General features: G+C 58.9%; 13 protein-coding genes. 5 read left to right on the top strand and 8 right to left on the bottom strand.

The features are described 5' to 3' along the window. A complete protein-coding gene (locus B2344_RS10215) occupies positions 1–2,466 on the bottom strand; it encodes a DNA translocase FtsK (RefSeq protein WP_290485162.1) in 2,466 nt (821 codons plus the stop codon). 272 nt (positions 2,467–2,738) lie between these two features. On the opposite strand from B2344_RS10215, the gene B2344_RS10210 reads away from it, so the two are divergent. Then, positions 2,739–3,746 (top strand): fasciclin domain-containing protein, encoded by a 1,008-nt coding sequence (locus B2344_RS10210; RefSeq protein ID WP_290480277.1) that lies wholly within the window; start codon positions 2,739–2,741, stop codon positions 3,744–3,746. Between the two features lie 83 nt (positions 3,747–3,829). Here the strand turns inward: B2344_RS10210 and B2344_RS10205 are convergent, their stop codons facing one another. Continuing rightward, positions 3,830–5,209 carry an ammonium transporter gene (locus B2344_RS10205; RefSeq protein WP_290480276.1) on the bottom strand — a complete coding sequence of 460 codons (1,380 nt, stop codon included), beginning with the start codon at positions 5,207–5,209 and terminating at the stop codon, positions 3,830–3,832. Positions 5,210–5,423: 214 nt separating this feature from the next. Between B2344_RS10205 and B2344_RS10200 the strand changes: the two genes are divergently transcribed. Next, positions 5,424–6,662 carry an FAD-dependent monooxygenase gene (locus tag B2344_RS10200; RefSeq protein ID WP_290485161.1) on the top strand — a complete coding sequence of 413 codons (1,239 nt, stop codon included), beginning with the start codon at positions 5,424–5,426 and terminating at the stop codon, positions 6,660–6,662. On the opposite strand, the gene B2344_RS10195 is transcribed toward B2344_RS10200, so the two are convergent. Genes B2344_RS10195 through trxA form a run of 4 tightly spaced genes read right to left on the bottom strand, consistent with a single transcriptional unit; the run spans position 6,659 to position 8,814 of the window. After that, a complete protein-coding gene (locus B2344_RS10195) occupies positions 6,659–6,964 on the bottom strand; it encodes a gamma-butyrobetaine hydroxylase-like domain-containing protein (protein ID WP_034813095.1) in 306 nt (101 codons plus the stop codon). The two genes, B2344_RS10200 and B2344_RS10195, sit on opposite strands and share 4 nt — an antisense overlap. Beyond that, complete coding sequence (locus B2344_RS10190) at positions 6,961–7,209, bottom strand: Trm112 family protein (RefSeq protein ID WP_206991730.1); 249 nt, start codon at positions 7,207–7,209, stop codon at positions 6,961–6,963. Before B2344_RS10190 ends, B2344_RS10195 begins: the two co-directional genes overlap by 4 nt. An 8-nt stretch (positions 7,210–7,217) precedes the next feature. Further along, positions 7,218–7,868 carry an LON peptidase substrate-binding domain-containing protein gene (locus B2344_RS10185; RefSeq protein ID WP_290480273.1) on the bottom strand — a complete coding sequence of 217 codons (651 nt, stop codon included), beginning with the start codon at positions 7,866–7,868 and terminating at the stop codon, positions 7,218–7,220. 55 nt (positions 7,869–7,923) lie between these two features. Further along, on the bottom strand, positions 7,924–8,814 hold the full coding sequence (gene trxA, locus B2344_RS10180; protein ID WP_034813090.1) for a thioredoxin: 891 nt from the start codon (positions 8,812–8,814) through the stop codon (positions 7,924–7,926). A 242-nt stretch (positions 8,815–9,056) separates the two neighbouring features. On the opposite strand from trxA, the gene B2344_RS10175 reads away from it, so the two are divergent. Further along, positions 9,057–9,716 (top strand): LolA family protein, encoded by a 660-nt coding sequence (locus B2344_RS10175; protein ID WP_242517428.1) that lies wholly within the window; start codon positions 9,057–9,059, stop codon positions 9,714–9,716. A 281-nt stretch (positions 9,717–9,997) separates the two neighbouring features. Further along, entirely contained in the window at positions 9,998–10,801 is an 804-nt protein-coding gene (locus B2344_RS10170; protein ID WP_206991728.1) for an exodeoxyribonuclease III, read from the top strand. On the opposite strand, the gene B2344_RS10165 is transcribed toward B2344_RS10170, so the two are convergent. Then, entirely contained in the window at positions 10,798–11,484 is a 687-nt protein-coding gene (locus B2344_RS10165; protein WP_290485160.1) for a response regulator transcription factor, read from the bottom strand. The genes B2344_RS10170 and B2344_RS10165 overlap by 4 nt on opposite strands. 103 nt (positions 11,485–11,587) lie before the next feature. On the opposite strand from B2344_RS10165, the gene B2344_RS10160 reads away from it, so the two are divergent. After that, positions 11,588–12,091, top strand: a complete 504-nt coding sequence (locus B2344_RS10160) for a L,D-transpeptidase family protein (protein ID WP_290485181.1) — start codon at positions 11,588–11,590, stop codon at positions 12,089–12,091. Here B2344_RS10160 and B2344_RS10155 read toward each other — a convergent pair. Then, complete coding sequence (locus B2344_RS10155) at positions 12,088–12,756, bottom strand: YggS family pyridoxal phosphate-dependent enzyme (protein WP_290485159.1); 669 nt, start codon at positions 12,754–12,756, stop codon at positions 12,088–12,090. The genes B2344_RS10160 and B2344_RS10155 overlap by 4 nt on opposite strands. Positions 12,757–12,759 lie beyond the last annotated feature (3 nt).

Here is a 12,759-nt window from a genome sequence, read left to right as displayed (position 1 = left end):
CTATTCGGGGCTTGGCCGCGCGCTTGCGAGAACTTCGCGCTTGCCGGCATGGTTCGGCGCAGAGATCGCGCCTTCTTCTTCGAGGCGATCGATTACGCCTGCAGCCTTGTTGTAGCCAATCTTGAGGCGGCGCTGAAGATAGGAGGTCGAGGCGCGCTGGTCGCGGACGACGATGGCAAGCGCCTGGGAATAGAGATCGTCGTCTTCGTCGCCGGTGCTCGTCCCGAGCATGGCATCCATGACGGCAGACCCCGTTGAGCCATCTTCGGGCGCTTCGAGCACATCCATGACATAGTCGGGCTCGCCTTGTTCCTTGAGCCAGTCAACGACCGAGCCGACTTCCTCATCTGACACGAACGGGCCATGAAGGCGCTGGGATTTCTTGCCGGGGGCCTGATAGAGCAGGTCGCCCATACCGAGCAGCTGTTCGGCGCCTTGTTCGCCCAGGATCGTCCGTGAGTCGATCTTGGTCGTGACCATATAGGAAATCCGTGTCGGGAAGTTCGCTTTGATCGTACCCGTAATAACGTCTACGGATGGTCTCTGTGTTGCCGTGATCAAGTGAATACCAGCCGCACGGGCCATCTGGGCGAGGCGCTGGACACAGCCTTCAATTTCCTTGCCTGCGACCATCATCAGGTCAGCCATCTCGTCGATGACAACAACAATATTCGGAATATGATCCGTTGGCAGAGATTCGGTTTCGTAGATTGGCTTGCCGCGCTCATCGAATCCGGTCTGGACCTTGCGGACAAGTTCGTCGCCATTGGCACGGTACTTGGCGGCCTTGTCATTGAAGCCAGCGAGGTTACGGACGCCCGCTTTTGACATCAGCTCATAGCGGCCTTCCATCTCGCGGACGGTCCACTGCAGGGCGTTCACGGCCTTCTTCGGATCCGTCACAACCGGCGCCAGCAAGTGTGGAATGCCCTCATAGATCGACAGTTCGAGCATTTTCGGATCGATCATGATGAAACGGCACTGTTCCGGCGAGTGACGATAGAGCAGGGACAGGATCATTGCGTTGACGCCGACCGACTTACCCGAACCCGTCGTACCCGCAATCAGCAAGTGAGGCATCTTGGAAAGGTCGACCACGGTTGGCACACCGCCAATGTCTTCGCCGAGCGCCATTGGCAGGCTGGCCCGTGTGCCGACATAGGCTTCGGCCTGAAGCAGCGTGCGCAGGTAAACCGTGTCGCGGTCTTCGTTTGGCAGCTCGATGCCAATCGCATTCTTGCCGGGAACCACCGCGACACGGGCAGAGATCGCGCTCATCGAGCGGGCAATGTCGTCCGCCAGGGAAATCACACGGGAAGATTTGACGCCCGGAGCTGGTTCCATTTCGAACAGTGTAATGACCGGGCCGGGACGCACTTCCTTGATGCGGCCGCGTACACCGAATTCCTTCAGAACATCGGTCAGGCGCGCAGCCTTCTCGAGCAGTGCATCTTCGTCCACCGTATCGCCGCGCTCTTCCGGCATCTGGAGCAAGTCGATCGAGGGCAGGCGCGTGGACTTGCGGCGGCGGTCCGATTTCGTCACACGGGGTTGGCTTGGCAGTTTCGGCTTGGAGACGGGTACGGACAGGCGACGCGTTTGAATTGGCGCGATCCCGTCATCTTCGTCTTCATACAGGTCTTCATCATCAAGTGACGTCTCGTCTTCCTCATCATAGACTTCGTCTTCGTCATCATAGTCGACATCATAGGAGTCTGCGTCGACATATTCGTCGTCGCCCTTGATGACGCGTGCGCGTCCCGTATCGCGATCTGCGTCCAGCTCTTCGTCATCCAGATCGCGCGGCTTCGGCTTGAGGAAGGACACAACCGAAACCAAGAACCCACCAATGCCGGTGGCCTGACGTGCGGCATGGCGTCCGGACTTGGTCGCGGCCTGATGAAGAAGGTGTGCGTCGCGGCGTCGGAAACCCAGTGCCGACAGGGCGGCCCAAGCGGAGGCCGCGCCCAGGACGGCGCCCGCCCATGTGTTCGGAGATGGCAGCAGCAGCGCGCGGAACGGCATGGAGGCATAATAGAAGAGCGCATCACCCACGACGCCGCCAAGACCCGCCGACAATGGCCAGCTTTCCGGCACAGGCCAGGCGGCAAAGAAGGCGGCCGACAGTGGAACGAAAGCGAGGCCCGTCATCCAGCGGCGCACGCGCGGCACGCCGATCAGCACGGTGCGCATGGCGCCGCCGATCATCATGGCAAGACCCGCTGCCCAGGCAGACCAGCCAAGCATTTGACGGGACAAGTCCGCGAAGATGGCACCAGGGCCACTGAACAGATTCTGGACTTCTGCATCTGTGGCGGCGTTCCAGCTCGGATCGCTTGGCATGTAGGACCCTACGCTACCACATATGAAGACGCCTATTCCGAATGCCGCTGCCCCTGTGAGAATCCGCCAGACCGGGTCGCTGACGCTCGGGATATCGTCTTCGGTATAAACATAGTCTGTCATGAGGTGGGGCTGCTCCACTTGTGTCGCGGGAGCCCTCACTTTGACCCAATACGCTTAACGCCCGGCAAATGCCGGTAAAACTTCTGCAGGAAGGCTGTTAATCTTTTGGACCTCGCGAAAACGGGCTCAAAACGAGCAAACCGTCGCGATTTGATCTGAATCAGCCAGGCTGATCCCGTATCCGCACGCGTATGTATTCTCCGTAATATAAGGAACCAGAGCCTCCACGGCCTCATTGATTGCGTGAGACCAACACCAAAGGAGAGCTCGATATGAAACGCACACTGATTATCCCCGCAACCATCGCCCTGTTAACGGGTATGGCCGCAACCGCGCAGGAACCTAACACAACCGACATGGACGTTAACGCCTCCGCCGAAATGGAAGAAAGTTCTGATGTTCAAAACATTGACGAGCTGTCGATTGACGAATTGAACGCACTTCAACTGAAGGTTCTGAAAGATCCGGCGGCATCCGACGCCACCAGCGATGTCCTCTTCACTGTCCAATCCGATATGGATGTACCTGAAGAGACTTCTGCTGAATCCGACGACACAATGGTGATGGCACAGGCTGACACGACCACGAACGCGGAAATGGAGGCTGAGCAGACGACCGGTGCCACAGAAACATATGATCCCGCTATTACCAATCCGGAACAGACAGACCCGGCAGGCGACACGAAATCCTATGAGTGGGACGAGACGCAATCTGCTGACGTGACGACTGATGGCTCCGCTGAAGCAAATATGGACGCTTCGGTAACCGCAGAGACTGATATGGAAGTAGAGCCCGAAATCGGTATGGGCGGCCCGGACTATGCGTCAGAGACCGAGGCCATGGCTGATCTCGCCATGAAGGGCACGATTTCCGATATCGCCTCGGAAGATCCTCGCTTCACAACCCTGGTCGCTCTTGTAGAGCAGGCTGGCCTGACCGGTGAACTGGATAGCGACACCAAATACACAGTGTTTGCGCCGACCAATGCGGCTTTTGAAAAGCTCGACCCCGAGCTGGTTTCAAAGCTGAAATCCGGTGAAGCAAATGACAAACTGACCGCAATCCTCAAAGCACACGTGGTCGAAGGCGAAACCCTGAGCAGCGATATCGCCAATGGCGAAATGAATGTCGCTACGCTGGCTGGCTCTGACGTCGCCGTCACGAAGACGGACGACAGCGTGATGATCGACAATGCCACGGTTGTGGCGGCTGATATCCAGGCTTCCAACGGTGTTATCCACGCCGTCGATACAGTGATCATGCCGGATGATGAGTCCTAAGGACTGATCCTGCCCCGCAAAGACCAATAAAAAGCCCCGACAGATTGCTCTGCCGGGGCTTTTCGTTGGGTACTCTTATGAACCTAGTTCGCGAATTCCGGATAGGCTTCGAGGCCGATTTCTGCCTTGTCGAGGCCCATCTCTTCTTCCTCGGCCGTCGGACGCACGCCGATGGTGAGTTTCAGGATGTACCAGACAATCGAAGAGGCGATCATCACGAAGACACCGGTCAGAACCACACCAACCAGCTGGCCAAGATAGCTTGGGTCACCCGCTTCATTCGGCGCGATGGCGTTCGTGTAGGAGAATGGAACGATCATTGTGCCCCAGATGCCGCAAACGAGGTGAGCCGGAATAGCGCCGACCACATCATCGATTTTCAGCTTGTCGAGCAGTGGCACGAAGATCACGACCAGGACGCCGCCCACACCACCGATCAGGACCGAAGCCAGCATGCTTGGTGCAAGCGGTTCTGCCGTGATGGACACGAGGCCACCGATAGCACCGTTGAACACCATGGTCGCGTCGACCTTGCCCTTGTAGAGGATGGCAGTCGTGAACATCGCCGCCATCACGCCGCCCGCTGCTGCGAGGTTTGTGTTCGCAAAGATCTGCGAAACGGAGTTGATGTCTGCGGCCGTACCGGCTGCCAGTTGGGACGCACCGTTGAAGCCAAACCAACCGAACCACAGGATGAATGTACCCAGTGCGGCGAGCGGGATGTTGTTGCCCGGCATCGGATTGACCTGCTTGCCGAAATACTTGCCGATGCGAGGCCCGATGATGATGGCACCTGCGAGCGCTGCCCAGCCACCGGTCGAGTGGACCAGCGTAGAACCAGCGAAGTCAGAGAAGCCCCATGCGGAATCGAGGTAGCCTGCACCCCATTCCCAGGACACGACGACCGGATAGATGAAAGCAGTAAGAATTGCGGTGAAGATCAGGAAAGGCCATAGCTTCACGCGCTCTGCCACTGTACCGGATACGATGGACGCAGCTGTTGCGACAAACACCATCTGGAAGAACCAGTCGGAGGCCGGGGCATAGCCTGCGTCGCTTTCGACGCTCAGATCGCCACCATCCCAAGGTCCGGGTGTGGTGCCGAGCAGGCCGCCAATCGATTCAGCCGGATAGGCCATGTTGTAGCCGACGACCCAGAACATGAGACCGGCAATGGAATAGAGTGCGACGTTCTTGGTGGACTGCATGGCGGCGTTCTTGGAACGCACAAGCCCTGCTTCGAGCATGCAGAAACCTGCTGCCATCAGCATCACGATGATACCGCCGATCAGAAACAGGTAGCTGTTGTCGACATAGGCGCTGGCGCTTCCCGCTACGCCCTCTTCCAGCGCGGCAAGCCGCGCCTCGATGTCGGCATCCTGAGCGTAGGCGGCTGCCCCCGCCAATAGTGCGGCTGGCAGCAGCGCTGCTCCGCGTATGGTATTTTTTAGTAGTTGGCCCATCTGGCCCCTCCTTCGTCACGAGACTGCAGAGCTCGGGACCCCCCGTGCTCTCCCAGAACCGATATGATTGTGAGCTTGAGGGAATGTCGCACCACCATGGGGGCAGACCGGTTTTTCAGGTAAGGCATGGTCAAAGCATGGGCAGTGATGCGGCGAATCGCCTAAATCTCCATCATTGCTGGACGATTGGCAGGAGGGCACTTAGCTAAAGACCATGACCAAAACAGCTGCTCAGTCTGACCGCGTGTATGACCTTGCCATTGTGGGGGCCGGACCGGTCGGCACCACACTGGCCATTCTGGCCGCGCAACGGGGCTTTTCTGTAATACTTGTTGACGCTCGGGACCCGAATGCTCCGGTACGCAAGGACACCCGGACCTTTGCCATCGTACGCGGCAGCTGGCGGCTGCTGGACGCGGCAGGTGTGACCAACGCAATGCGCGGATCAACCGAGCCTTTGAACGGACTGGAAGCGATCGACGGCGGAACCCACTGGTTCGGCGTGCCCGGAGTGCTGTTTGGCAATGACGACCTGCCGGATGATCCCGATGGCCAGCCCCTTGGACAGATGGTTCCGGCCGCTGACCTTCAGGCCGCCTTGGACGATGCCTGCGAGAAGGCGGGTGAAATAGAGTGGGTGCAGGGCAAGCTGTTCGAGTCGATGGAGATCGGTCCCGCGGGTGCCAGCCTGACTCTCTCTGATGGGCGCAAAATCCACGCCCGGCTGGTTGCCGCATGTGACGGGATGAAATCATCCGTGCGAAGCGCCGTCGGGATCCAGACCGAAGGGCATGATTACAATCAGTCCGTCTTCGCCGCCAATGTGAAGCTGGACCGCCCTCATGGAGGCATTGCGCGCCAGCTGTTCACACCGGAAGGACCTTTTGCGACCCTGCCGATGCCGGACAATCGGGCGAATCTTGCCTGGTACATGAAACGCGGCGCGGCCGAAGCCATCGCGGCCATGTCTGTCGAGGACATCAATGCCGAACTGAATGCGCGCTTTGCAGATTTTGCGGGCCCCATGGAGATCGACGGACCGTATTCGGCCTATCCACTCGTCATGCAGCTGGCAACGCGCATGGTTGGCCCGCGTACAGCGCTCGTGGGCGATGCCGCGCACCGGATCAATCCGCTCGCCGGGCAGGGACTGAATCTCGGCTTCAAGGATGTCGGCGCGCTGATTGATGTTATGTGCGACGCTCGCGACGTCGGCCTTGATCCGGGATCGGATGTCAGCCTAGAGCGCTACGAAAAATGGCGCCGGTTTGATGCGACCGCAGTGGCGATGTTCATGGATGGAATCGACCGGGCCTTTACCAATGACAGTAATCTGCTGAAGCCTCTGCGGGGCTTGGCCCTGACACTGGCGCAACGGGTGACTCCACTCAGGCGAGCCATGGCCCGCCAGGCCAGCGCGGACCAGGATCACCTGCCAAGCCTGATGCGTTAGGTTGGCACGGCCAGTTCCCGCAGGAATTTCCACGTATACAGCCCGGAATCATGTCCGTCAGAGAATCGGATGCGCACGGCATAGCGCCCGACCGGTTCGGCGCCGAGCACGGAGATATCGTCCGGCACCGGCGGCTGGGGAGGGCGTGGACCGCTGCCATGACCGCGGACCTCCGCTGACGGGCTTTCCTCGCGCAGGCGTTTGTAGCCGATGACTCCGGATACGCCGTCGTCGAATTCGATAAATAATTCCTGTGCGGATTTCCGGAAAGCCAGACGAGCAGGCCAGGATGGATCGCTCATGCGCCGGGCTCATCGTGAGGAGCGGTTTCGTCCAGATCGCGCGCCTCATCCGCCAGCATGATCGGAATGCCATTGCGGATCGGATAGGCCAGCCGCGCCTTTGGCGAGACCAGCTCGTCGGCGGCGCGGTCATAGCTCAACGGCTGGCGGCTGACCGGGCAAATCAGGATTTCCAGCAAGCGAGGATCAACCCCGGACGGGCCCTTGCGCGGCGCGCCAATTTCTTTCCCGGTATCTTCAGACATGAACGCCCCTATTGCAGCGTGCCGCCATCCTGGCCGGACACATCCATTTCCAGAAGGGTGATGAGCGTTTCCGCGCGATCTTTCAAGGTGGGCGCCTCAACGAGCGCCTGCTTCTCCATCACGGAGAATGGACATCCCGAGCAAAGCGCATTCACCAGGGTTTCGAGCGGAGCTTCTTCCACCGCCGACCAGTCCGTCGCCATGTCGTGTGTCTCGGTATAGTCGTGCAACGCACCGACGAGACGCTTGCGGTCCGGCAAGCGCGCCGGCGGGACATCTTTCAGGTCTTCGGCATAGGGCGTCCAATCGGGCGTCACCTGCCGATAGGGCGTCATCACCGAAAGCTCTTTGGAGACATCAAACCGCGCAATTCCCGACAGCGTGATCAGATAGCGACCATCCCCTGTTTCAGACCAGGCCGTAATACGTCCCGCGCACCCGGTTTGCGCAATATCCGGCTTGGCTCGTGTGCCCCCGATAGTCTGGACCATGCCGATCATGCGGTCGCCCTGAATGACATCATCAATCATGTTGAGGTAACGCGGTTCGAAAATGTTCAGCGGCAACTGCCAGCGCGGAAACAGGAGCGCGCCGGGCAGGGGGAAGATCGCCAGCTGTTCCGGCAGTTCGGAAATACGCGTGAAGCTCGGCTGGGTCATCGGATTGCGTCTCTTTCTGGATCGGCCTGAAAAGAGATGTGGAGCGAATGCTCCCTCAGGCAAACATCAGCGATGCAAGACGACGGCGACCGCTGACGGTTGCCGGGTCTGTCGCCCCTGCCGCCTCAAACATCTGTAGCAGCTTTTCCTTGGCCTTGCCTTCGCTCCAGTCGAGCTTGTGTCCGAGAATGATCAGCAGATGATCAATCGCATCCCCGAACCGGCCAGCCGCGCCATACTTCTCTGCCAACTCAAACCGCGTGTCATGATCATCGGGATTGGCAAGGACGGCTGAAAGCGCCGCTTCGAATTCGTCTGGTTCAGCCGCCGAATCGCCCATCATTTCAATGGCGGTGCGGACGCCTTTGACGGCGCTGTCATTCTGCTTGTCCTCGGGGATCATATCGAGCGTCGCTGTGGCGCGTTCCTTGTCGCCATTGGCGAGGTAACAGCGAGCGAGCCCGGCGATCGCTGTGACGTTTTCTGGCTCCTGCTGAATGACAGCCGCATAGATCTGCGCCGCTGTGCCAATATCGCCTGCCTGGCTAGCCGCTTCAGCCTGTTCCAATGCCTCGGCAATCATCTTGCCGGCATCGGTTCCGCTCAGCAGCTTCTCGACGAACGCATTGATCTGGCTTTCCGGCAGTGCGCCCATGAAGGCATCGACCGGGCGGCCCTTGTCGAACGCATATACGGCCGGAATGGAACGCACGCCAAGCTGCCCGGCATAGGCCGGGTTTTCATCAATATTGATCTTGACCAGCTTGACCTGGCCATTGCGGGACTCGACCGCCTTTTCGATGATCGGCCCAAGCGTCCGGCACGGTCCGCACCACGGCGCCCAGAAATCCACGATTACGGGCTGTTGCTCGGACGCCTCCACAACATCGGCCATGAAATCCTGGTCGGTTGTATCTTTGGTATGAAGCGAAGCCATTTCAGTCATGTGAGCGTGTTCCTTGAATATCTGCAGGGAACATGGGCTGGAGACCCGCTTTTCGCAAGGCGCGGTCCTGACACCAAACGGGCTGTGCGCGTTCATCTGGCAGTCAATCTGGACATGCGATTGGGTGAAGCTGAATGCGGTGCAACGAAAAGCGACGAAAATACCTTTTTCGCGCCCTGTTTCTGCAAGCCTGTCGCGCTTAAGTGTAGGTCCATTGGTCAACGAATTGAGGAGACCGCACAATGTTGAATTTCCTGGCAAGCCTTGGCGCAATCACCGCGATCGCCACGTCCCCCTTCGCAATGGGCCTGCAGATCACCGATGCCGCAGCCCCTGCTCCGCAAGTCGCTCAGCCTGCTGGCCTGACAGACAAACAACGCGCCGACCTGCTGGAACGCGCCTCGGCCGCGCTGGCCGCTGTGGAGACCGCAAGCGGTACGTTTGAACAACTTGCGCCTGACTATACTGAATCAACTGGACGGTTCGCCCTTTCGCGACCTGGCAAGGTGCGGTTTGAATATGACGCCCCAAGCCCGCTTCTCGTCGTAAGCGATGGAACAACTGTGGCGCTTCAGGATTCCGAACTGGAAACCACGGATCGCGTCCCCCTCGGCACGACCCCGCTCGCCCTGTTGCTGGATGACGACATCGATTTTGCCACCGAAGCCGACGTGCTCGACGTGCAAAACCGCAATGGTCGGGTCGAAATCACACTTCGGGACAAGTCCGGTGAAATGGACGGCACGCTGACCCTGCTGTTGATGGAAAGTGATATGTCGCTGACCGGATGGCGCACGATGGATAGCGGCGGAAACCTCACCTCCGTACAACTGACGAATGTGGAATCGGGCAAACGATTGAACCCACGCCTATTCGTAATGAAGGATTTTGACGAGAATTGAGGTCGAACTTGACCGCTGGCGCCGGAAAACTGGACCCCAGACGACACAGCCAAGCATATAACACAATTTTCACTTGAATTTAATTGTGAGAGTGACATCTTTGCAACTGTGGACGACGCAGCTACCCCGCGCAGCAATTGACCCCCCGCTGCGACCAGATGCGTTGTCACCGTCGGAGCCTTCCCCTCCCGGCGAGACGTGCAAAGCAAGCGTCTGACGCGTCCGAGCTTCCCCGCGCTCGGGCGCGTTGACGTTTCTGGAAACACTGTTACGCAGCCTGAATGTCAAATTCACTCAAGATCGTCAGCTGGAACATCAATTCGGTCCGCCTGCGCGCCCCCAATGTGGAAGCCTTCGTCGCCGCTGAGCAGCCGGACGTAATCTGTCTGCAGGAAACCAAATGCCAGGACGGGGAATTTCCTGAAAAGGCTTTTCGGGAAATGGGTCTGCCACATCTGGTCCTGAACGGTCAGAAAGGCGGTCATCACGGCGTGGCCATTGCTTCGCGCCTGCCGATCGAACGTATCGAGGCCCCAGATCTGTGCCGCCACGGGCATTCCCGTGTGATCGCAGCAAAAGTGGCAGGCGTCGAAATCCACAATATCTACCTGCCGGCTGGCGGCGACGAACCGAATGCAGACACGAACGACAAGTTCGCGCACAAGCTGGATTTCCTTGAGCGGCTTGGACCTGGCTATAAGAAGCAGACCACAACACCGCGCGTTCTGGTCGGCGATCTCAATGTCGCGCCGCACGAGAATGACGTCTGGTCACACAAGCAAATGTTGAAGATCATCTCGCACACGCCGGGCGAGACAGAACGCCTGGAAGATTCGCGCAGTCAGGCGAGGTTCGCTGACATCGGCCGACTGGCCGTTGATGACCATCAGAAACTGTATTCCTGGTGGAGCTATCGCGCGAAAGACTGGGCCAAGAGCAATCGGGGCCGCAGGCTGGATCATATCTGGATGAACCCGGCTGCCCTGCCAGACACGCAGCTGGACACATACCGCGTCCATCTTGCCTGGCGCGGCGGCTGGAAACCCTCAGATCACGCGCCCATCAGCGTTGAGATGAAAGTCTAGGGCTGAAGGCGGTATCCGCCAGCATCAGTCAGCAACAGGCGTGCGTGTGCCGGATCAGGCTCGACCTTCTGACGCAGGCGGTAGATATGGGTTTCCAGCGTGTGCGTGGTGACCGTCGCATTGTAGCCCCAGACTTCTGACAATAACTCATCCCGTGCGACCGGCTTGCCCTGTGCGCGGTAGAGATATTTCAGGATGTTGGTTTCTTTCTCCGTCAGGCGCACCTTTCGGCCATCTTCCGTGACAAGCAATTTCATGGATGGGCGGAACTCGTAAGGCCCGACCTGGAAGGTCGCGTCTTCAGACTGTTCGAAACTGCGCAGGTGCGCACGTACCCGCGCCAGCAGAACAGAGAATTTGAAGGGCTTGGTGACATAGTCATTCGCGCCGGATTCGAGGCCGAGAATCGTATCTGCATCGCCATCCTGTCCCGTCAGCATGATGATCGGTGCACGCACGCCCTTTTGGCGCATTTGCTTGCAGGCTTCGCGGCCATCCATGTCCGGCATATCGACATCGAGCAGGATCAGGTCGATTCGTTCGGCTAGCGCGTGAGTGATGCCCTCGTTCGCATTGGCGGCCTGCAATGTGGTGAAGCCATCGTGCAAGTCGAATTGCTCGGCGAGCGCTTCGCGCAGGTCCTGGTCATCGTCAACCAGCAGGATCGTCTTGTTACCTGTCACGGGCGTCTCCTAATTTCGGTCGTCGCTGTGTATTGCGGCTGCTGTCAAATGCCATATGACTTTGCCTAACGCGCAATCACAAGTGTGGGAGCAGTCCGTGAGCATGAAATTCACCGCAACGCAAACCGGCAAGTTTTCCGGGCCGGGCTTTACGGCCCGGTGCGTCCTGGGCAAAGGCGGCGTGGTGAAGGCATCGCAAAAGCGCGAAGGCGACGGAGCCTCTCCGGCGGGCACATGGCCGGTGCGGAATGTCTTCTTCAGGCCGGACCGTCTGGACCCGCCCGTCACCAGCCTCCCCCGGGTGCCGTTGAAACCTTATGATGGGTGGTGCGATGCGCCGGATCACCGCCTCTACAACCGGCCTGTATCCCTGCCATTTTCGGCAAGCCATGAAAAATTATGGCGCGACGATCATGTCTATGATGTGATTGTCGAACTTGGCTACAATGATGATCCGGTGACGCCGGGCCTTGGCAGCGCGATCTTCATGCATCTGGCCCGGCCGAATTTCGAGCCGACCGAAGGCTGTATTGCGCTCGAGCAGAACGACTTGCTCACCTTGCTGGAACTGATGGTGCCGGGCGCCGAGATCGAAATCTCTTTCTAGGCTGAAGAGTCACGCGGGCCAAACAGGGCAGACCCAACCCGCACATGCGTCGCTCCAAAGCGCGTAGCGATGTCATAATCTGCACTCATGCCCATGGAGAGCTGGGGGAGTTCGAGACGCTTGGCGATCTTGGCCAGCAGGGCAAAGTGGGGACCAGCCGGCTCATCAACCGGGGGGATGCACATCAGACCAGTCACATCCAGTCCTTGCTCCCGCGCCACGCGGAGCAGCGCTTCGACGTCTCTTGGGGCAACCCCGGCCTTCTGCGGCTCTTCGCCGGTATTCACCTGGATCAGATAAGTCCGTTTCAAACCAGACTTCTGTTCGGCCTTGGCAAGTTCGCGGCAAAGCTTTGGTCGGTCGAGCGTCTCGATGACATGAAACAGGTTTACCGCGTCTTCGGACTTGTTCGATTGCAAGGGGCCAATCAGCCGCAATTCCAGATCCGGATAATCCGCGCGGCGCGTTTCCCAATGCTGGAATGCTTCCTGTACGCGGTTTTCTCCGAAGACGCGGTGCCCTGCCGCGAGGATCTCTTCCAGTGCCGCATCGGATTGGGTTTTCGTCACAGCCACAAGCGTGGGCGGTGTTTCAGCAATAGCAGCAAGATCGCCGAGGATCTCGGCGCGGCGCTTGGCAATTCCGGGGAAGTCCGTATCAGTCATCTT

Origin of the sequence: Hyphomonas sp. UBA3195 (genome assembly GCF_002366485.1) — a bacterium.
Lineage (GTDB): Bacteria > Pseudomonadota > Alphaproteobacteria > Caulobacterales > Hyphomonadaceae > Hyphomonas.
Note: the sequence above shows the minus strand (reverse complement) of the source record. Positions and strands in the feature narration are given on the sequence as shown.